We start from the raw sequence: 20,656 nt of genomic DNA on the forward strand, positions 1-20,656 counted from the left end.
AAGAAACCGGAAAAGTCGAAAAAGAAATCGAAAGTAAAAAAGAAATCGAAAGTAAAAAAGAAATCGAAAGTAAAAAAGAAATCGAAAGTAAAAAAGAAATCGAAAGTAAAAAAGAAATCGAAAGTAAAAAAGAAATCGAAAGCAAAAAAGAAATCAAGAGTGGAAAATAAAAAATAAGGGCAAAAGAGGGAAAAAAAGGTGTTTCAGCACTCTAAGCCTGTCCACAGCATATAAGCTTCCAGGATTTCCTGTCCTTCAAGGAAGACAAGCCCATGATCTTTGCCATATTCTTTTGACTTTTCTTTCGAAAGGGCTTTTCCGCTCTCGTCGTCCAGCATTTCACAGACAACCATTGCAGGGGTAATTCCTGCCATTCGGGCGAGGGCGACTGAAAGCTCGGTCTGACCCATGCGTTCGTCAAGGAGCCCTTCGGCAGCCCTGAGGAGAGCTACATGCCCCGGAGTCCGGAACTCGTTTCCAAAACGGACTCCGTTTCCGGAGAGGGATTGTTCCGTGATTTCTCCGATTTTTCGGATTGTGAGGGCTCTTTCAAGATCAGGGATCCCGGTCCTTGTGTCCCTGTGGTTGACCCAGATAGAAAAAGAGGAATGGGAGTCGTACTTAAGGTCCCCGTCTTTTTCAACAACTTCTCCGAGAGATTCGCTGGTTTTGCTGGCTTCTCGGACAAGGTCTGCCATAAAAGGCAACTTGAGCTGTTTTGAGGCCACGGGGTCCACTGCCACACAGATAAGTCCTCCTGCGTCTTTCCGCATCCATTTGACATCCGTGTAAGCAACAGCTTTTGCAGGGATCACAAGATCTGTTTCTCCTTCCCTGGAGTCCGAGTCATAGATCTGGATCATTTTTCCGGTACGCAGGGCTTCCAGTGCCCTGTTGATGTTTTCATTCCCGTACTTCAGGCATTCGTATACCGTGCTCTCGTTCATTTCTGTCCCTCCGTACCCTGTTTTTTTACCCTTGTCACGATTTTGTCTCCATCTTTCAATTTCAGGGCATCCCTGAGTTTTACCGGTGCAATAATTTCAATTAAATCCGTGGGGTAGTGTGTCCTGTCAGGGACGACCACAGCAGCTTCGATCCCCTCTACTTTGATAGGATAACAATTCCCGCCTCCGAAAGTGCGTTCTCCGTCGTTAAAACCGTCTATCCGGACAGCAGGCATTTCTTGAAGCCTGTTTCGAAGAGCCGAGCTGGTTTCCGAAAGCTGCACGTTCAGAGTACCGGGGAAAGGCACAAAATGCAGTTTTTCTTCAAATTGCTTCCTGTATCCGGGGATGTTTATATAATACTGACCTTCTCCAAGGCCTTTAAGCACATTTCCTTCGAGCTCCAGAATATCGGGCTCTGAGGAAAAGATCCTGCTGTATTCAACGTATTCATTCTTCAGGATTTCAATCCCTTTTTCTGTCATTTTTATCAACTGGCCACCGGGAACTATCTTTCTTTCAATTAACCGCTCTTCTTCCATCTGCTTTAGCTTCCTTGCTGCGGTTTTGGAGCTGTCCCCCGTATGCTTGTGAAACTCACTCGAAGAGACCTTAATAGTTTTGTTTACCGCCCCTCTGAGGGCAAGTTTCTTCAGGTATTCGATGTCCGGCACTGTCGGCACCCTTATTGCCTTAAATTTGAGATGCATCTCAATAATGAGATGTAAGACTACGCATTTCATTATAATAAAACTTTTGATATTGGGTGAGGTAGGAGGCAAACGGAAGCAGTGTTCCTAATATTGATATAAAAAGGTTTACGAAACGATTAAGTAGAATAATGAGAATTAGGGATGCAGACTTGCCATGACACAACAGATCAATATCGAATGCCCTTCCTGTTCGCCGGAGGAAAAAGTCTCTCACGAACTGATAAAATTCGGGATAAACCCTATGGTGCACTGCCTTGAGTGCGGACTTGTCTACGTTGCCTCAGGACTGAAAACCCCTGATAAAATAAGCGTAAGAGTTTATGTAAACAGGATCGAACGTCCCTTCACCCACTGGGTAAAACTGGATGCAGGAGAGCTTCTTCACGAAGATGAGGAAATAGTTCTGGCTTCAGGAAGAAACAATGATGGAAACCAGTATATTATAACCTCGCTCCAGGTAGGCGTCAGGCGCGTATCTTCTGCTCTTGCGGAGGAGCTTGACACAATCTGGGCAAGGCCCCTTGACGAAATCACTTTCGCAAAGAGAAGAAAGGCGAGACAAAAACACCCTGCTTCTCTGGAAAATATGATAGGAGTTTCCACCCCTTCAGGAGCCGTCAATATAGTGCAGGAAACATAATTTGCAGGTCCTCCCGGAAAATTGGCTTTTGTTACCTGAAATACCCTTATAATAGGGTTTTGCGCCTGGATTCCAACGTACGGAACGTTTACTGAGCCTGTCTTCGCAAAGGAAAATAAAATTTTGGCTCAAATTCGGGGGCTATTAGCTTTTTTACTCTTTTATCTTTACCTCAAATTTATTTTTAAATTGAGTTTCTCCTGTCCTGACTCCTCCTGCGAAATACCTTCGGAAGAAAACATCACCGGAGAAGTTAAGTATTTAGTATTTTGAATCCATCTACTGATTAGACTATGATAAGAGAAATTGAGATTGAGTGCCCCTCCTGTTCCCCGCAAGAGGAAGTCACGCATGAAGTTTTGAAAGAAGGACAGAGCCCCCTTGTCCGCTGTACGGAATGCGGCCAGGTGCATCCTGCAAAGATGAAAACCCCGAAAAACGTCAGCTTGAAGGTCATTGTCAGCAAGATGGACGTCTCAAATGCCTTCAAAACCGAGCTTGATTCCGAGACTGTGCTTCAGGTGGATGATGAGCTTGTTGTTGATGACGAAGAGAGCGGGATGGTATGTCCTATCCTGATCACCTCCCTTGAAGCCGGAGGAAAACGGGTCAATGCAGGCAGGGCAGAAGAAATCGAGACGGTGTGGGGCAGGGCGATTGATGAAGTAACTGTAAAATTCTCCGCACAGGAAGGGACTGAAAAAACGGAAGTAATAGAAAAACGCGTTCCCGGAGACTATGAATTTGTAGTGGGAGCGGAAGAAAAAATTGGAAACACCAGGCTTTTCATTAACAAAATCAAGGTCCGGGACGGACTGTTCAGATCCAGAAAAGGGGACGTTGTACTTGCAAAATATGTAAAACGCATATTTGCCAGAAAGAAAAGAGAAGGGTCAGGTCAAGGTGGGAGCAGAAGAGGACCGTGGTAAAAAAGGCCACCGCGAAAAAAAGGATAAAAGAAAACAGGAAGAAGAACAGGAAGAACTGCATCAACTCGAAGAGATGCGGGAGCGTCTCATAAGAGGACTTGAGATCCACGGAACGGATGAAAAAGTCCTCAAAGCCATGCTCAGGGTTCCAAGGCATATATTTGTCCCGGAATACGCGAAAAGGGGAGCTTACATTGACACGCCTCTTGAGATCGGCTTCGGGCAAACTATCTCTGCCCCTCATATGGTTGCTATCATGTGTGATCTCCTTGAGCTTTCGGAAGGGCTAAAAGTCCTGGAAATAGGGGCAGGGTCAGGCTATAATGCGGCAGTAATGGGGGAACTGGTAGGGAAGAGCGGGCATGTTTATACTGTTGAACGCATCGAGCCCCTTGTGAATTTTGCCAGGGAAAACCTGAAAAAGGCAGGTTATGAAAACGTTACCGTACTGCTTGATGACGGGTCTGTGGGCTACTCAAGTTGCGCCCCCTATGACAGGATAGTTGTAACATGTGCAGCTCCCGATATCCCTGAGCCTCTGCTGGAGCAGTTGAAGCCCGGAGGAATAATGGTAATTCCTGTAGGGAACTATTTCCAGGAACTGATCAGGATTAAAAAAGATCCCGAAGGCAAGATACGCAAAGAGAAAAGAGGGGAAGTTGTTTTCGTTCCTTTGATAGGCAAATACGGGTTTTAAAAAAACCGAGACTAGGGAGCAGATAGAAAAAGTTAGAAATACATGCCTTTTCATCAATAAAATAAGAATTAGAAATAAAAGTTAGGGATGAAGTATTCAGGTCCAGAAAAAACGACGTCGTGCTTATAAAATACGTAAAAATTTGGCAGAAAGAAGGGGGGACGGTTCTGGTCAACGCGATTTCCGAAAAGGACTATGGTGTGGGTAGCAAGAGAAGAAGGAAAGAAGAAAAAGAATTCGAAGAGCTCCGCAAGCTCCTTGTAGAAGGGCTTGAAGGCACCATACGGGAAAAAAAAGTGCTTAAGGCAATGCTCCGTGTTCCCAGACACGGATTTGTTCCGGAATATGAGCAGAGGGCAGCTTATACGGACAGACCTCTAGAAATCAGCCACGGGCAAACAATATCTGCCCCTCATATGGTCGCTCTTATGTGTGAAATCCTGGAGCTGTCCGAAGGGCATAAAGTTCTGGAAATCGGGGCAGGTTCCGGATATAATGCTGCAGTGATGGCAGAGCTCATAGGAAAAACCGGACACATATACACTGTGGAACGCATAAAACCTCTTGTAAATTTTGCAAGGAAGAACCTGGAGCAAACAGGGTACGATAATGTTACAGTATTACTTGAGAACGGATCAATGGGTTATCCCCGGTATGCCCCTTACGACAGGATAGCTGTAACATGTGCAGCTCCCTCAATTCCTGAGGCTCTGCTGGAACAATTGAAGCCCGGGGGCATAATGGTAATTCCTGTAGGAGATTATTTCCAGGAACTTATCAGGGTTAAAAAAGATAGCAATGGCAATATACATAAGAAAAGAAAAGGTGAGGTTATCTTCGTGCCCATGCTCGGCAGATATGGGTTCCCAAGAAATTGAGAATGTGAAGATTTGGCATTTAAAAAGTATTAATCAAGGCTATAAGCATCTCCTTTAATAAATTGAAAAAAATTAAATAAGGTATTAATACATGTGAAATTAACTACTGGATATGGATATCGACGACTACGAGGATTTTGAAGAAATTCGTGTCAAAGATGTCTATATAGTTGATGTATTCAGCGACCCTACGCCTGTTGTACTTTTAGAGAATTTAAGAGGTGAGATGCTTCCTATATATATTGGACATCTGGAAGCCCTTTCAATAGGAAACGTGCTTAAAAATATCTCTCCTCCTCGCCCGATGGCCCACGACCTCATGGTTAATATTTTCGACCGCCTGGACATAAAAGTCGAAGGCGTAATGATCGATGACAAGGTAGACAAAGTCTATTATGCCCGTCTTCTGGTCAGAAAAGACAATAACATAATGCAGTTTGATGCAAGACCAAGCGACTGCATTGCCCTTGCCCTCAGGGTGGGAGCCCCTATAAGGATCAGAAAAAAAGTGCTGGAATGTTCCGAAATAGAAATGTCCAGACTTGAAGGCGCCCGTGTAATGAATATTTTTGGCTGAACCGGCAGAGTTGCGGCTCTGCAGTGCGCTGTCCTTTCCGCTCGCTTCGCTCGCTCAAGAGGACTACTTGATGGGTTTTAGTATTTCAAGTCTGTTTTTCTGCCTTTTTTGCATGACCTCCAGATCGGCTGGCTGGGGCGCTTATATTCCATGTGACTTGAAGAAGCATTTTCTGGAAAAAGGAAAGTATTCTCTCGGCCCGGGCTATTTCCTTCAATATCTGTATTTCTTAATTTGGTGTCGGCTTTTGAATCACTTTTTGTCGGACTGACGGCTGGCACAGGCCCTTGCGGCGCAGGTAGAGAAAAGTGAAAGATCTCCTCCCGGGACCTTTACAAGAGATCAACCAGTTAATAAAGACCCACCGGGTTATTTCATCTCTACTTATTCTGACAGCTTGCTGCCCTCAGGACTTCTCCCGCTCAATTTCAATAAGCTTTTAATAACAGTTAATTTCATTATCCCTTAGATGCTCACCAAAAGAATAATACCATGCCTTGATGTGACCCTTGACAGGGCAGGCGGCTGTGTAGTCAAGGGTGTGGAGTTTGTGGACCTGAAAGAGGCAGGAGACCCTGTGGAGCTCGCCAAACGTTATAATGAAGACGGCGCAGATGAACTTGTTTTCCTGGATATCACAGCTTCGGCCCACGGAAGGGAAACAATGATCGATGTAATCGAAAGGACTGCAGATGAGGTTTTCATTCCCCTCACAGTGGGAGGCGGGATCAGTTCGATTGACGCTATCCGCCAGATCCTCAGGGCAGGCGCGGACAAAGTTTCGGTCAACACCTCGGCAGTAAAGAACCCTGATTTTATCAAAGAGTCCTCGGACATATTCGGAGCCCAGTGTATCGTTACTGCGATTGACTGCAGGCGAAATACCGACATAAAGAACAATCCCGACAAAACCATCCTGGAACTTGAAGACGGAACCCCCGCCTGGTATGAAGTGGTAATTTACGGAGGCAGGGAAGCGACAGGGATTGATGCCGTGCAATGGGCAAAAAGAGCGGAAGAACTGGGTTCGGGAGAAGTCCTGCTTACGAGCATGGACCGGGACGGGACCTGCGCTGGTTACGATCTCCCGATTACAAGAAAGCTCTCCGAAGAACTCGACATACCCATCATCGCCTCCGGCGGAGTGGGAAACCCGCAGCACATCTACGAAGGATTTTCCGAAGGAAAAGCCGATGCAGCCCTTGCAGCAAGCATTTTCCACTTCAGTGAATATTCAATAAGGGAAGTAAAAGAGTATCTGAGAGAGCGGGAAATCCCTGTAAGGCTCTGAATGCTGGAAAAATTGAGGGCAAAACAGGAGAGGCAGGAGAGAGAAGAATGGAGATTTCCGAGTTTCAGAAGCTTATGTACGAACTCTACGCCCATAATGACAAAAGGCGGGGCGGAAAGGCTACCATGCTCTGGTTGGTCGAAGAAGTAGGAGAACTTGCCGAAGCTATTCGCAGAGAAGAGACCGAAAATATAGAAGAGGAACTTGCAGACTGCTTTGCCTGGATAGGGGCTCTTGCTAACCTTTATGGAGTTGACCTTGAAGAGGCATTCCTTAAAAAATACCCCGGGGTCTGCCCCACCTGCAGTCAAAAGCCCTGCATTTGCACTGACTGAGAATGCAAAAGTTCGGAGCTGGGCCTTGTTCAAACGATTTTATTCAAGGTTTTGTTCAAACGATTTTATTCAAGGTTTTGTTCAAACGATTTTATTCAAGGTTTTGTTCAAACGATTTTATTCAAGGTTTTGTCCAGGCAGTTTTATTCAAGCAGAAGAACCTGAGAATTGGAGCCCAGGTATTCAAAAGCGAAAATCCTCATGATCCCAACTTTCAAGGAATCTACTTTTTCAAAACAGCCTGTTTTTTCAGAACAATCTGCTTTTTCAGGACAATCTGTTTTTAAGGGATTTAATTTGTCCAGAGCCAATGCTATCAATTTTAATCTCTTTAATTAGATATAATAATACAGATACTACTTTCAAATGTTTTGAGATACTTTTTTATTTATTAGAGGCAATCTCTTGTTCTGAGTTTTATTGGATTCGTTATTTATCGGGGTAATCGAAGATGTCAGAAACAGAAACTATGGAAACTCTTGAAGGTTTGCAGTTGAAGATCCTGAACAACACCGATGAGTACTTTGTACTTCAAGCTCAGAAAATTGAGAAGGGAATGTACAAAAAAGGTCACACTGCTCCAGACAGGATCGAGTCTTATGAGGAAAAGAGTTTTAGACTCGTTGCATGCGAAGGAAGCTGCGAGGGTGGAGCGGATATTGAAGGCTGGATTAAATATGGGATAGGGTGTTCAGAAGGATACTTTAAGATACACTTCAAGTACATCGGGAAACAAGATAAAGTCAGTTATTCCTGCGAATCCCACCTGCATGAAGGAAAGATACTTTGCGAAACCTCAAAAGATCAGAAAAACGATAGGATCGTGACCTGGATAGTAGGACCAATGACATAACCCGAAAAAACATTCTATCGGACTCTGTCCGGTAGCTCGCAATCTAACCCTTTTTACTTTTTACTTTACTTTTACTTTTTATTCTTTGTTTTCCCTATCTTTTGATATTAGAACCTTTTGTTTCCTTCTACCCTTGATTTTAGAACTTTTTGATTTTAGCTTCCTCGAGTTTTCCAGCAGGAAGAGGATGCCAAAGCTTAATTAAGAGCATACTCTGTAATCCCATCTGATGAAACCTGCAAAACCTGAACTGCTGGCACCGGCCGGTGGCATGGAAGCCCTGAAGGCAGCTGTGGAAAACGGAGCTGATGCTGTATACATAGGAGCCAGGGCTTTTAGCGCCCGGGGATATGCATCTAATTTTTCAGAAGAAGAGCTTGAACAAGCTATTGATTATGCCCATCTCAGGGGCGTAAAAATATACGTAACCGTGAACACCCTGCTCAAGGAAGGGGAAGTGGAAAGTGCACTTATATTGCTCTCCCGGCTGAGAGAAATGGGAGCAGACGCGATTATCATTCAGGATCCCGGACTTATTGCCCTTTCCAGGAAATACCTGCCTGACCTCCCCCTGCACGCAAGCACGCAGATGACCCTGCACAACAGCGAAGGGGTTGCTTTTGCAAAGGAACTGGGGATCGAAAGGGTCGTACTCTCAAGGGAAACTTCGCTTGAAGAGATCAGAAAGATAAAAGAAAAAAGTGATATGGAGATCGAGGTTTTCGTACACGGAGCCCTCTGCATTTCCTATTCGGGCCAGTGCCTCCTGAGCAGCCTTATAGGGGGGAGGAGCGGGAACAGAGGATACTGCGCCCAGCCGTGCCGCAAAAAGTACAGGCTGTACTGTGCAGGCAAGCAGGTTAAAACGGACGGCAGTTACCTTTTAAGCCCTATGGACCTTAACACGACTTCAGGTCTTGGAGCCCTCATTGAAGCCGGGATTGAGTCCTTCAAAATCGAGGGCAGGATGAAAAGACCGGAGTACGTTGCAGGAGTTGTCAGGATCTACCGCCGCCTGATTGACAGGTACGTGAAAAACCCTGCCGGGTATTCGGTATTCGAAGAGGAGCAGGAGACCCTTACCCAGCTTTTTAACCGCGGCTTTACCTCAGGTTACTTTTTCGAAAACCCGCGTGGAAAACTCATGAGCCGGGAAAACCCCCACAACCGCGGGATTCCTGCAGGCACGGTTGTCAGCTATGACAGGCGCACAAAGCGCATCCGTGTAAAACTTTCAAACACCCTCCGCCTGGGAGACGGGATAATGGTCGAAAACGCCGAGACCAGACCGGAAGATAAGGGAAAAATCATATCCTCGATGTATACCAAAAAGGGCCCCGTATACAGTGCAGGAAAAGGGGAAGTCATAGAGATCCCCTTTGATTCAAGAGCCCCTTCAGGAAGCACGGTCTACAGGACACATGACAAGAAGCTTATGGATTCCCTTAAAAAAGAAAGCGAATCCGAAACCCTGAGGCCAAAGATCCCTATATGCCTCACAGCAACCCTTACCCCCGGAAAACATGCCAGGCTCGAGATAAAAGATAGCGATTCAAATGCAGTGACAGTAGAATCCGAATATCTTGTTGAGGAAGCAAAAAAGCTCCCGACTTCAAAAGCCCAGATCGAAAAACAGCTCACAAAACTTGGGAACACTCTTTTTGAAGCAGTCGAACTTAATGTGAGTGTTGGAGGAGATATTTTTATTCCCGTAGGGCAGCTGAACGAGCTGAGGACAAAAGCAGTCTTGCAGCTTGAAAACCTGCGCACCTCAAAGTGGAAGCGGAAGCCTCTCGAAAATCTGCAGCTTCCTGCCCCCGGAGAAAAAAAGGCAAAAGAAATAGAGGAAACAGAGAAAATAGAGGAAACAGGGAAAACAGCCGAGAGAAAAGAAATAAAAGAAATAAAAGCCCGGAAACTTCCAAAAAAGCCCCTGCTCTCAGTTACCGCTTATTCTTTTGAAGGGCTTGAAGGGGCTCTTGCAGGCGGAGCAGACTGTATTTACTTCGGAGAAGGACTCTTTAAAAGGCCAAATACAGTCGAAAACACAGTCGGAAACACAGCCGGTAATGCAGCCGGAAAAGAGAATAAACCCGAAGTAGAGGAAGTTTCCAAAATGGAGCTTGATACCAGCAGGGATCCGGGTTCTATATTTGAAAGCGCGGTTCTGAAAGCCAGGGCTGCAAGCAGAAAAATCTATTTTAATACTCCAAAAATCGTGAAGGACTCAGAGATGGAACAGGTGGAAGGGCTTCTCTCTCGTGCGGAAAAGTTCGGAGCTGACGGAGTCCTTGTTTCAAACCTCGGGACGTTTAACCTTGCAAAAGAGAAAAAGGTCCCGTGCATTGCAGACAGTCCCCTGAATATCTATAACGGTTACACCTTCGACCTCCTTTTGCAGAAAGGAGCAGAAATGGTAGTACTTTCTCCCGAATTAACGCTTGAAGAGCTCAAAGAAGTAGCAACTTACGGACCCGTCGAATTCATTGTCCACGGCCGCCTAGAATTGATGGAATCCGAACACTGCCTGGTAGGCGGGCTACTCGGAAAAGAAGGAAGCAAATGCAGTGCTCCCTGTGCCTCAGGGAACTTTACTCTGGTAGATGAAAAGAACTATGAATTTCCTCTCCTCATGGACTACCAGTGCCGGACTCACCTGCTGAACTCGAGGTCTCTCTGCATGCTCGAATATATCCCCTTACTTGTCGAAAGCGGAGTTGCAAGTCTGAGAATTGAAACGCTCGGGATGGACAGTGCAGAAGAAATCAGGCGAGTTACAGCAGAGTACAGGAAGGCTATTGATGCATTTTGCGAGACCGGAGAGAAGGTAAAGGAAAAATGTGAGAGTCTCGGAAAAGTTTTTACCGCAGGGCATTACTTCAGGGGCGTGCAGTAAGCGGGCCGAAACAGAAAAAAGATGATACCGGCAGAAACAGGCGGGAAGGGAACGAATAGAATAAAAAAAAGGAGGATAGGATAATGGGAATAAATAACGGCACAGAACAGCAGCGCCCGAAAATTTTCCTTTCAGGCTCGATCCGGGGAGGAAGGCAGCTTCTTGATGTATACCGGTTTATGTATGATTCCCTTGAAGAAGCAGGAGCTGACGTAGTCAGCTGGCATGTTGCAGACCCAGAGCTGGAAGAAACCGAATCGAAAATGACCGAACAGGAGATTTATGCCAGAGATATGGGACTGCTTGCAAAAAGCGATGCCCTGATTGCAGAGGTGACAGTACCTTCCACAGGCGTGGGTTATGAGATCTGCAGGGCACTTGTCCGGAAAATTCCCGTGCTCTGCCTGCACAGGCCCGAGGCGGCAGTTTCTGCAATGGTACTCGGGAACCCTGACCCTTCACTGGGAGTACGGACTTATTCAAACGAGGCTACACTTAAGGAAATTCTTCGTGGATTTGTCCGGGCTCTCTAAAGGAAAAAATGCCGTAAAATAGTGTTCCTTCCTTAAATAAAAAATATCGGTAGACATTTTCAAGTACACCGGGCACAAATTTCCAAAAAGCCACTACTGTTTCATAAAACTCAGTGATAAATATAAATAATTTGAACCCTATGTATAATCTATGGTAGTTGGAGTTACCGAAATCTCAGTATTAATTATAGCAGTTATAGCAGCTTTTGTGCTGTATAAGGTCCTCAAGACTGCCACCAGCCTTGCAATAAATGCAGTGCTTGGGATCTTAACCCTGATCGTAGCAAAATTTTTGCTGGGACTTGAAATCGCAATCACCTGGATAGCAGTCCTGATATGCGCAATAGGAGGAATCTTCGGAGCCCTTGTAATAATCGTGCTCAATTACCTTAAATTAGCCTTTGTGTGAAAAATAAAAACGAAAGTAGAAATTAAAATAAAAATAAAAACAAAAACGAAAGTAAAAACAAAAGTAAAAATTAAAATAAAAATAAAATATTCAGGTTTTTTGAAGTTGTATAGAGGGTATGAAACGGCAAAAAACAGGGGAATTAGAAGATTCAGAAAAAGTATGGATCAAGTTCAAAGTTTCCGGAAAATCCCTCTGACCATATGCCGGACATAAGATTCCCCTCTAAAAGTTTTCTCTTTTGTTACATTTTCCAGTTCAAGGATTTCAAACCCGCAAAAAAGTTCCCTTACCTCTTCTTCGGTAAAATAATGGTAAATTATCCCGTTTTGCCGGACGAAAGTATTCTCTTCAAATGGACTTGAAGGCTCTCCTCCGCAGCGCATGTCTTCACTACCGAAAGCCTCGAAGAAGATTAAACCGCCACAACCGAGAAGGCGAATGAATTCCCTGACAGCAGCTTCCCGCTCTTCTTTGAAAAGGTGCTGGAGCACCCCGTAACAGAGAATTCCGTCAAATGCCCCGGATTTGAAAGGAAGGGCATGTATACTTGCCCCAAGGTGTTCTGCAAACCTGCCACTTCTCGCGAGCTGTGCACAGGAACTGCCAAGGGCAGTTAAGGAGATGTCAACTCCGACCGCACTATAGTGCCTCGAAAGTTCTCCAAGATACCTTCCATTCCCCGAACCGGCATCGAGGACTTTTGCCTCTGGCGCAAGGTAAGCCCGCAAACTCCGGATAGACGCAGGGCCTCCCCATTTGAGGTGGGCATATTCCTTATCCCAGGCAAGGAAGTGCTCTTTTGAAGAACCTGTTTTTGAAAAGCCTGCTTTTGAAAAACTTGCAGATTTTTTCACCGGTGCGTCCGGATCTTTTGATGCGTCCAGACCCTCTGTTACGGTCAGATCCTTTATTTCTGCCGTGATAGGGATCTTTGAGGCCGGGATTCCAGGACCCATTATAATCTGTTCATTACCCATTTCCATATTCATCGTTTTCATTCAGCTGCTTTTTCCGGGCTGTATGTTGAAGCTTCCCTGAACCGGGTTACCAGAAAGTCCTTCTCAAAAGAAGACAGGAACCAGCCGGCTTTCGGGCCCGAGTTCTGGCCAAGAATTGAGGTGTATATCGCTTTGAAAAGGTCTTTTGGGTCCGCCTGCGGGACAGGCACGTTTATCTTTTGCGCAATCAGCCGATTCAGTTCGGAACCTTCGTCTTTTGCGGAATAAACGAGCATATGGTATTCCTCTCCGCTGATCTTCCCTTTCGCTTCGATAAGGTCGGCAAAAGCTCCGAGGAAGGCTTTCTGGAGTTCCGAAAGGGTTGCGGTCTGCACAGGAACCTTTTCTTTTACACTGAACTTGGCAAAAGGCGGAGCATAGAGTTCAAGCCATCTGGAGACGTTATCTGCAAGTTCCCTGATACACTTTTCATCTTCAGTTGAAAAGCCCGAACGATTTACGATCTTCAGCACCTGCTCGAAATCTCCCCTGGCAACCTGGTAGATCGTAACCATCTGCTTGAAAGGAATTTCCGGATGGCAGATCCCGGTTGCTCTGGAAAGTTCGTAAATCCTCTTTTCAAAGTCCCCGAGGGAGGGATCGTTTTCCCGGAATTTGTCCCTGAGTCGCTCGTATTCGTCCACCAGGGTAAGGAGAGGCTGCCCCGGATCGAACTGGATATGTTTTTCAGGTTTTGTACGGATGATCAGGTAGCGCAGGACTTCCGGAGGCACCACCTCAAGCATATCCGAAATAGAGACAACAACTCCTGTGGAAGAAGACATTGCCCCCTGCTTTCCGAGCATTATCCACTCGTAGACAATAGGGAAGGGAGGCTCATGCCCGTAGATTTCCCTTACTATTCGCTTTCCGGTGTCATAGGAGCCGCCCCTTGAGGCATGGTCTTTCCCAAAAGGCTCCACGGTTACCCCAAGTACAGACCAGCGGGCAGGCCAGTCCACTCTCCAGGTGAGTTTCCCTCCTCCTGCCATAGGCACCGTTCCCGAGTGCCCGCAGGCACAGACATAGTCCACGGTTTCGGCTTCCAAGTCAAAACCCGTAACCTTCGTGGTCGTGATTTTCCCGCACTCGTTGCAGCGGGGGTTGAAAGGGCTCCAATCTTCTGCAACTGTTTTTCCCGAGACTTCCTCGAGGATCCTGACAATTTCATCCCTTTTTACAAGGGCGGTTTTTATCGCTTCGGTATACAGGCCTGCTCTGTACATTTCGTCTGCCCTTAAGACCTCGGGGTTGATGCCCAGTCGCCTCAGGGCTTCAAGGAAAGGTTTCAGGAAATGCTCGGCATAGTTTGTACATTCCCCGCATGGGCAGGGAACCTCGGAAATTGGCTTTCCCACATGCTCGGCATAACTTTCAGGCAGGAAAGGGTAAACCTTGCGCAGAGGGTCGTAGTTATCGGCAATATAGATAAAACGGGCATCTGCTCCCTTATCAAGAAGAGCCCTGTAAGCAGCATCAGCAGTCACTACCTCCCTCATATTGCCAATGTGAATGTGCCCGGAGGGGGTGATTCCTGTGGCAACAAGGTGCTTGCCACTCTTATTCAACACGTCTTCGGCTATGACGTCTGCCCAGTGAATTGTGTCAGCCATGGTTCTCACCAGAATATCAGATAAACCGTAGAATCAGGTATGGAAACAAGAAATGAGGCCCTGTTCATGCATTAATCTACAGGTTTGGGTCTCCTGCATAATTATCGTATCAACTGATAAACTTTGGGCTGGAAATGAAGAAACCGAATCTACCTGGTTTCTTTCCATATCAGGGCACAGGACAGCAAAAGGGGAGCAAAAAGAAAACCGGCGGAGAAAGAGAGCATCGACTCAGAGGAAGAAAAAAATTAAAAAAAAGAATGGAGGTTCAAAGGCAAATTGGTTCAGGAGTCTGCAGAATTACGGAGACTTAAAATGGCGCTTTACGAGGCAAATCAAGTAAATTTGATTTCCCAATAAATAAAAGGAGGTATAAATATATAAATTTATCGCATTAAGTAGATTACGTCCTTAAAAAAACAAAATTTACAGAACAACAAGAATGAAAACAACCTGAACGGACCTCTAAAATTAAAAATCGTTCAGACCCGAAGGAAAAACTGCAAATTGGGAAAAAGAAGAAAAATGACTGCAAAAAAATAAAAAGATAAAAAATGTGAAAATAAAAAATGTGAAAATAAAAAATGTGAAAATAAAAAATGTGAAAATAAAAAATGTGAAAAGCCGCAGAAATAACAGCCTGTAAAACCAGTAATACAAAGAAAACATTATAAAAAATGCCCGGCCGGAATTACCAGTAAAAATTGTCAATTAAAACCTAAGTTTGACAGTACCCACTAATTGGTACTGAATATTTCCCTTTATTTTTGCCCCAACTGTTCTTGACAGGTTCTATAAATTTATATAAATTTATGATATATTCTATGTAATCCCATTCCATTTTGCTACTATCAAGCTATTGATCCGTTCAAAATTCGCAAAAATATAGTTTTTGACTCCATTTATCTTGACCTTGATTGTAAGTGTCAAATTCTTCAAGCTTTTTTTAATGAATTTTGTAGACGTGTGTTTTAGATCTTCAAATTCATATCGCATCAGCGATATGAATAATTGAGCGATAAATCCAAGGATAATTGCTCCATAAATGCTATCCTCCGACCACACTCTTAACGGCTTGATATTAATTTCGTTTTTCAATGAATGGAATATTTTCTCAATCGAATCCTTTTTTCTGTATGTCATCAATGCGTCTTCAAGTGTCAAATCTTTGCTTGATTTCAGACAGAAAAATCCTTCTCTTCCATTAATCAGTGAAGCTTTCAGGAGTTCTATAGCTTCCTCGTCACTAAGCTCTTCGAGCTTAGTTCTAAAAGAGTAATCAATCTCAATCAACTCATTATTAATTCTGAATTTCTTGGGAAGCTTTTTCTTGTTTACTACAGCCTTGTGAATCTCTTTTGCTTCCTTTAGTTTTCTAACAACAGCTCTTGCTTTTGCTTCTAACTGCCTTTTCTGTAAAGATTCAGAGAAATAGAAATACTTAATGCTGCTAGGTTTGACGATTTTTATCCCATATATACCTTTTTCGGAATCTATCAGTTCTGCTCTTTTCAGATCAAAGTTCTCTATAATTTTATCGTCACTCGTATTCAGTTTCATGGCAGTTAGATAATCCATTTCATCATTCTGTATACTCTTGATATTCTCTGTGGTATTAGCTCCTTTATCAAAAACAATAAGAGAACCTTTTTTAAGTCTGCTTTTCACCTGGTTATATGTGTCAGAGAAGTGCTCCAGATCAAGAACGTTTCCTCTATTCACTGTCACTCCAATAGGAATGTTAATGGGGTCAGCTAATTCACTGACTCCAACGGTTATCTGCAGCTTATCAGGCCTGTGATCTCTGCTATACCCGTATTTACCAAGGTTGGATTTAGTCCCGTAAAGGACTATACTCGTCCAATCCAGGTTTATATTCGTTTCTTCAAAATCGTATATAAAAAACAGAGAATCCAGAATATCAGAGAGAATCTCCTCTCTGTTACGTCCTAAAAGCTCAAGAGTTCTGTAAAGAACTCTTTCATGAAACCTTTCAAAATTTAAGATATCGAGAATCTCTTTCTGATTTAACCATTTGCCAGCTTCTTTGATACTAAAATTCTCAGTCAATTTGTAGCTTAACAATCCGATTAGTAAACTATTGAGATCAAGACCCTTGCTTTTATGTTTGCTAAAAATATCACAGAAATTAAGCTTTTCATAAAAGAGTTGAATGGCAAGAATCGATCCGATAGGAACACATATATTCTTGTTAGGAATTGTAGGGAATGCTCTCTGTTTTGTGATGTTCATTGGACCGAATTACACAAAATAGAGAGCACTTATTTAGCATGAAAGTATATGAGGAGATCTTCCTCACGTACTCTCTTTTTCGTCATTTCTCGCAATTACGTATATTTCACTCATTATTTTGATCCTTTCATCAACTGAGAACATCTCAGTCTCAACTATCTTTCTCTTTTGAATTTCTCCCTTTTTATATCCAGTTTCATCTTCATACATCTCCTCTTTTGTAATAAGATGCCAGATAATTGTTGCAATTTTTCTTGCTAGGGCAATAATCGCCTTTGAATGTCCAATCGACTTCTTTTTTCTGTTGAAAAACTCTTTTAACCTGCTATTTTTCGTTCTTGCTGCTGCCTGGGCAATCTGTGTTAGGATCCACCTTGCTTCCTTAGATCCTCTCTTAGTGATTCTACCGTTATGGTATTTATCCGCTGATTGGTACACCTTCGGAACTAGGCCAAGCCATGAAGCAAGCTTATCTCCTGAAGAAAAATCTTTGAAATCACCTATTTCAGCAATAAGAGTTGCTGCTCCAAGTTCTCCTATTCCTGGAACAGACATTAAAATTTCCATTTCTTGCTTATGATTTCTATAAGCATAATTGAAAATTTCTTTTTCCAAAATTTTGATTTCATTGTCAAGATGCTTTATGATATCCAGACAGATTTGAAGCCTGAATACAGTATCTTGAGAGATTTCTCTGTCCAGAATTTCCCTTATCTGCTTACTTTTCTTACGAACATTTGGAGAAAGGTTTGCAATAATCTGGTCAACGCTTTTACCTGAACAAATTCCTGATAGAATTGCTCTACCACTCTTACCAAAAATATCTGTTAGCACATTCTTCAGACTAAACATTTCAGGTGCGAGTATGGCGTGAGCTTCATTTTTTATATCTGTTCTTTTTTGTACAAGGTTATGGCGAAGCCGAATACATGAACGAAATGTTCTATGGTTTTTTGGGAAAACTCTTGATGGTTGAACCATATTATTCAATGCAAGTTGTGCGATGAATTCGGAATCGATCTTATCTGTTTTTTTGTGTGTAAAAGCCTTCATATCTCGGGCATTTCCAACTATAACAGGTAGATGTTTTATCAACGCATCATAAATCGGAACCCAAAAGTCACTCGTTGATTCACAGGCAACAACGTCACAGTTCTCTGAGATAACCCAGTTTTTAAAAGCTAAAATTTCGTCAGGGGTTCTATAGAAATGTTGTTGCTGTTTTTCACCAGATCTACTGAGGATTGTAGCAATGAAAAAGAGTTTGTGAATGTCTAAACCACAAACTTTGTTTATAACCTCAACCAATTTAGATCACCAAATTAGATCACCAAATTAATTTGGGCAGTAGAATTGCCTCAAAGGCCAATTTAGCATCCGTGATCAAAGTCACAGTTGAGCCTTCGATGGCAATTCACTGGTTAGTTTTATCACGGCTTCGAAGAACCAAAATAAGTACAACCTTACTGCCAAAGAGAATGATGAGGTTGATCGATAAAAAGGGAAGGAAAAAAACTACTTTCATTTCTTTGTGCATGTTATTCGAAGAATTTCATATGCGTTTTATCTAACTGTCAAAGTCAGGTTAAAATGGGTTCTATCAGAGATCCGAGAAAGATATTCATTCAGAAACCAGATAAGACATTCAATCAGAAATCCAATAAGACATTCAATCGAAATGGTTTAGTAAAAAATAAGAAGCGACAGGGAGATACTGTCATTTATCAGAGGATTACCTTTCTGACCTGCTGCCGATGAAATCGGCTTTTTTCAAGCTATCTGTTTTTAGCTGTCTGTTTTTAGCTATCTGTTTTTAGCTGTCTGTTTTTAGCTATCTGTTTTTAGCTATCTGTTTTTAGCTATCTGTTTTTAGCTATCTGTTTTTAGCTGTCTGTTTTTAGCTATCTGTTTTTAGCTGTCTGTTTTTAGCTGTCTGTTTTTAGCTGTCTGTTTTTAGCTGTCTGTTTTTAGCTGTCTGTTTTTAGCTATCTGTTTTTAGCTGTCTGTTTTTAGCTATCTGTTTTTAGCTGTCTGTTTTTAGCTCGTTTTCAGGACAGGAGAGTTCTCCCTGCCACACAAGAAATAGAAGGAACGCAGGCTCATGCCTGAGATTCCTTCAAAGGTCTGTTCTTACCTGATCTGTTTTTCAGATCTTTTCTTTACTGGATCTGTTTTCTGAAGAGATTGCAGGAGTTTATCTTGATATCAAGCAGCTTCTCGATATTCATTTTTGCAGCAATGCCTTTTGCAGCACCCGGGACTGAGGTGATCACGCCGATGTCGAGCTCTTCACGGAGTTCGCGCATAACATGCTCGTCTGCGAGGTCCATTGTGTCTACATTAAGCTTCTTTGCCACGTACTCTTTTGCCTCTCCTATGCGCATGTTCTTTGAGAACTGCATCCTTGCAACAAGGTCGCCTGCGGCCCTGATCCCGGTCATACCGGAAGCCATTATGTGGGAAATCGGCATACCCAGAGGGTCGCCGACCCCGATCTATATGCCGTCGACGCCGGCAACTTCGACCATTGCCTTGCTCGCCCTTGTGACAGCGTCCACAGGGGGGGTTTCAAGCATGGGGATTCCGCCCACACCCATACCCATATCAACGTGACAGGGGATAGGAGAAGCCTGAACAGCTGCTTTCATGAAGTTGACTGCGCGGGCAAGGTTCCAGGCTGAGGTCTTGCTGGTGTTGGTGTTGCACACGGGACCGAAAACGTTTGCTCCTGCCTTTGCGACAAGGGGAGCCTGCTGGTGCGGCCAGAGCCCGGCAAGGGTCACGCCGTCGTACTGCAGGTTTCCGTGCATACCGAGCACACATTCTCCGGCCATGCCGGCTTCGATGTACATGTCAGGGAATTCTTTTCGGAGAGCTTCGATTGCATGCAGAGTCCCGTACATATCAGCGTCACCTGCTGCTGCAGTTGTGTCAAAGTTGACACCATCTGCCCCTGAGGCAAAGAGCTTCTGCATGACCCAGACAGTGTCCCTGGTCAGGTGCTCTGCGGCATGTTCCATTGACTCCCAGGCTTCCTGGATTTTAAAAGCCTTCATGAGGTCGCCGGGGTTTTCAAAGGGCCCGTCAGGGGTATAATAAAGCCCCATATTGGGCATTGCACCGTAGAAGAGCGGGATGATCATGTTCTGCTGGCAGACTTCCATTGCCTGGCACTCGTTTGAGACCACGGGTTTTACCGGCTTGAAACTGTAGTCGATGTGCCCGAGTTCCATAGTGTCGGCGCCAAAAGCCCTCTCATGCGTCATGCAACCGACCAGGCGGCTGGAGGGGATCCCCACACCGCTGTTGCCCTGGTCTCCATCAAGCCTGATGGTACCGATGTCGTGAGTAACCGGGACTTCCATGCCCTGTTCGACACTTACGGCTTTGCCGGGCATCATGAGAATTTCTGCAAGCTTGTCAATCTCATCGGCACTGAGATCAGGGATTTCCCCGAGGTCTGAGGCATTCGCCATACCTGCCTCAAGTTCCTCCAGGATTTTTTCTTTTGTGAGGAAGACTCTCTTCCCGTCTCCCATCCTTAAAGCATATTCAGTTGCCATTTTTTTCACCATTTATATTGTTTATTTAACAGTAGGTCTGAAAAGCTGTATTCTCTTGGGGTTCAGAACTTGGATACGAAAGTCCTTGCCTGCCAGAGGGCAATTACCGCCAGGACCAGGATGAGGACCATCCACATGATGTCCCCGGCAGGGATGAAGGAGTTTGCCCAGTAGGCATTGTAAGCTTCCATTGCAGCTGCTGTTTGTACCATGTTTAACCTCCGTTAAGATTATACATATCTCAGGCAGGCATCGGAGCCACGGGCTTTTCCAAAGTCGGTGATTACGTATTTGTGCAGGAGGAAACCTTTTTTGTAGATCCCGTCCTCATCGACTTTCTGCTCCACGTCCTTCAACATCCCTCCGGATGCCAGTTCGATTATATCGAAGTTGATGCTGTCCCGGTTGTAATTTCCATGCATGTTGTACTCTTCCTGGATCTTTGAAACAATTTCATAGTTCCAGCGTTCTTTTTCATCCAGCAAGAGTTCCAGAATCCTGAATTTAATAGGGCGGTTTCCGCTCACT

The 20,656-nt window shown here is 44.2% G+C and carries 20 protein-coding genes and 1 pseudogene; 11 read left to right on the top strand and 10 right to left on the bottom strand.

From position 1 onward, the window contains the following. Window positions 1–203: 203 nt before the first annotated feature. On the bottom strand, window positions 204–947 hold the full coding sequence (ribB, locus tag ACSAZL_RS18040) for a 3,4-dihydroxy-2-butanone-4-phosphate synthase (RefSeq protein WP_440945968.1): 744 nt from the start codon (window positions 945–947) through the stop codon (window positions 204–206). After that, window positions 944–1,657 (bottom strand): winged helix-turn-helix domain-containing protein/riboflavin kinase, encoded by a 714-nt coding sequence (locus tag ACSAZL_RS18045; protein ID WP_440948894.1) that lies wholly within the window; start codon window positions 1,655–1,657, stop codon window positions 944–946. The genes ribB and ACSAZL_RS18045 overlap by 4 nt, the downstream gene beginning before the upstream one ends. A 157-nt stretch (window positions 1,658–1,814) precedes the next feature. On the opposite strand from ACSAZL_RS18045, the gene ACSAZL_RS18050 reads away from it, so the two are divergent. The 7 genes from ACSAZL_RS18050 (at window position 1,815) to ACSAZL_RS18080 (ending at window position 7,007) form a co-directional block, all read left to right on the top strand. Next, the gene (locus tag ACSAZL_RS18050; RefSeq protein WP_440945969.1) at window positions 1,815–2,300 is read left to right on the top strand and encodes an HVO_0476 family zinc finger protein; all 486 of its coding nucleotides are present in this window, start codon (window positions 1,815–1,817) and stop codon (window positions 2,298–2,300) included. A 293-nt stretch (window positions 2,301–2,593) separates the two neighbouring features. After that, window positions 2,594–3,229: an HVO_0476 family zinc finger protein gene (locus ACSAZL_RS18055; RefSeq protein WP_440945970.1), complete on the top strand. Its 636-nt coding sequence runs from the start codon at window positions 2,594–2,596 to the stop codon at window positions 3,227–3,229. After that, a complete protein-coding gene (locus ACSAZL_RS18060; protein ID WP_440945971.1) occupies window positions 3,171–3,926 on the top strand; it encodes a protein-L-isoaspartate O-methyltransferase in 756 nt (251 codons plus the stop codon). Before ACSAZL_RS18055 ends, ACSAZL_RS18060 begins: the two co-directional genes overlap by 59 nt. A 119-nt stretch (window positions 3,927–4,045) precedes the next feature. Then, window positions 4,046–4,804, top strand: coding sequence for a protein-L-isoaspartate O-methyltransferase (locus ACSAZL_RS18065; protein ID WP_440945972.1), 759 nt, complete (start codon window positions 4,046–4,048; stop codon window positions 4,802–4,804). 112 nt (window positions 4,805–4,916) lie between these two features. Then, window positions 4,917–5,381 (top strand): bifunctional nuclease family protein, encoded by a 465-nt coding sequence (locus ACSAZL_RS18070; protein WP_440945973.1) that lies wholly within the window; start codon window positions 4,917–4,919, stop codon window positions 5,379–5,381. Window positions 5,382–5,850: 469 nt separating this feature from the next. Then, on the top strand, window positions 5,851–6,672 hold the full coding sequence (hisF, locus tag ACSAZL_RS18075) for an imidazole glycerol phosphate synthase subunit HisF (RefSeq protein WP_440945974.1): 822 nt from the start codon (window positions 5,851–5,853) through the stop codon (window positions 6,670–6,672). A 47-nt stretch (window positions 6,673–6,719) separates the two neighbouring features. After that, complete coding sequence (locus tag ACSAZL_RS18080) at window positions 6,720–7,007, top strand: MazG nucleotide pyrophosphohydrolase domain-containing protein (RefSeq protein WP_440945975.1); 288 nt, start codon at window positions 6,720–6,722, stop codon at window positions 7,005–7,007. A 143-nt stretch (window positions 7,008–7,150) separates the two neighbouring features. Here ACSAZL_RS18080 and ACSAZL_RS18085 read toward each other — a convergent pair whose 3' ends face one another. After that, window positions 7,151–7,327 carry a hypothetical protein gene (locus tag ACSAZL_RS18085; protein ID WP_440945976.1) on the bottom strand — a complete coding sequence of 59 codons (177 nt, stop codon included), beginning with the start codon at window positions 7,325–7,327 and terminating at the stop codon, window positions 7,151–7,153. A gap of 131 nt (window positions 7,328–7,458) precedes the next feature. On the opposite strand from ACSAZL_RS18085, the gene ACSAZL_RS18090 reads away from it, so the two are divergent. From ACSAZL_RS18090 to ACSAZL_RS18105, 4 genes are all read left to right on the top strand, one after another. Continuing rightward, window positions 7,459–7,860, top strand: coding sequence for a hypothetical protein (locus ACSAZL_RS18090; protein WP_440945977.1), 402 nt, complete (start codon window positions 7,459–7,461; stop codon window positions 7,858–7,860). A gap of 229 nt (window positions 7,861–8,089) precedes the next feature. After that, window positions 8,090–10,756 (top strand): DUF3656 domain-containing U32 family peptidase, encoded by a 2,667-nt coding sequence (locus tag ACSAZL_RS18095; protein WP_440945978.1) that lies wholly within the window; start codon window positions 8,090–8,092, stop codon window positions 10,754–10,756. An 83-nt stretch (window positions 10,757–10,839) separates the two neighbouring features. Beyond that, window positions 10,840–11,289, top strand: a complete 450-nt coding sequence (locus tag ACSAZL_RS18100; protein WP_440945979.1) for a nucleoside 2-deoxyribosyltransferase — start codon at window positions 10,840–10,842, stop codon at window positions 11,287–11,289. A 151-nt stretch (window positions 11,290–11,440) separates the two neighbouring features. Beyond that, a complete protein-coding gene (locus tag ACSAZL_RS18105; protein ID WP_440945980.1) occupies window positions 11,441–11,698 on the top strand; it encodes a pro-sigmaK processing inhibitor BofA family protein in 258 nt (85 codons plus the stop codon). 173 nt (window positions 11,699–11,871) lie between these two features. Here ACSAZL_RS18105 and ACSAZL_RS18110 read toward each other — a convergent pair whose 3' ends face one another. The 7 genes and pseudogenes from ACSAZL_RS18110 to ACSAZL_RS18140 all read right to left on the bottom strand — a co-directional run bounded on the left by ACSAZL_RS18110 (window position 11,872) and on the right by ACSAZL_RS18140 (window position 20,655). Then, a complete protein-coding gene (locus tag ACSAZL_RS18110) occupies window positions 11,872–12,678 on the bottom strand; it encodes a class I SAM-dependent methyltransferase (RefSeq protein ID WP_440945981.1) in 807 nt (268 codons plus the stop codon). A 17-nt stretch (window positions 12,679–12,695) separates the two neighbouring features. Beyond that, window positions 12,696–14,312, bottom strand: a complete 1,617-nt coding sequence (gene lysS, locus ACSAZL_RS18115) for a lysine--tRNA ligase (RefSeq protein WP_440945982.1) — start codon at window positions 14,310–14,312, stop codon at window positions 12,696–12,698. Between the two features lie 822 nt (window positions 14,313–15,134). Then, a complete protein-coding gene (locus tag ACSAZL_RS18120) occupies window positions 15,135–16,565 on the bottom strand; it encodes an IS1634 family transposase (RefSeq protein ID WP_440945983.1) in 1,431 nt (476 codons plus the stop codon). A gap of 63 nt (window positions 16,566–16,628) precedes the next feature. Further along, a complete protein-coding gene (locus ACSAZL_RS18125; RefSeq protein ID WP_440945984.1) occupies window positions 16,629–17,873 on the bottom strand; it encodes an IS110-like element ISMac14 family transposase in 1,245 nt (414 codons plus the stop codon). A gap of 851 nt (window positions 17,874–18,724) precedes the next feature. After that, a pseudogene (gene mtbB, locus ACSAZL_RS18130) lies at window positions 18,725–20,128 on the bottom strand ([dimethylamine--corrinoid protein] Co-methyltransferase). 62 nt (window positions 20,129–20,190) lie between these two features. After that, window positions 20,191–20,340 (bottom strand): hypothetical protein, encoded by a 150-nt coding sequence (locus ACSAZL_RS18135; protein ID WP_162829674.1) that lies wholly within the window; start codon window positions 20,338–20,340, stop codon window positions 20,191–20,193. A gap of 18 nt (window positions 20,341–20,358) precedes the next feature. Further along, window positions 20,359–20,655, bottom strand: a complete 297-nt coding sequence (locus ACSAZL_RS18140) for a hypothetical protein (RefSeq protein WP_048179477.1) — start codon at window positions 20,653–20,655, stop codon at window positions 20,359–20,361. Window position 20,656 lies beyond the last annotated feature (1 nt).

Origin of the sequence: Methanosarcina mangrovi (genome assembly GCF_052057765.1) — an archaeon.
Classification (GTDB): Archaea; Halobacteriota; Methanosarcinia; order Methanosarcinales; family Methanosarcinaceae; genus Methanosarcina.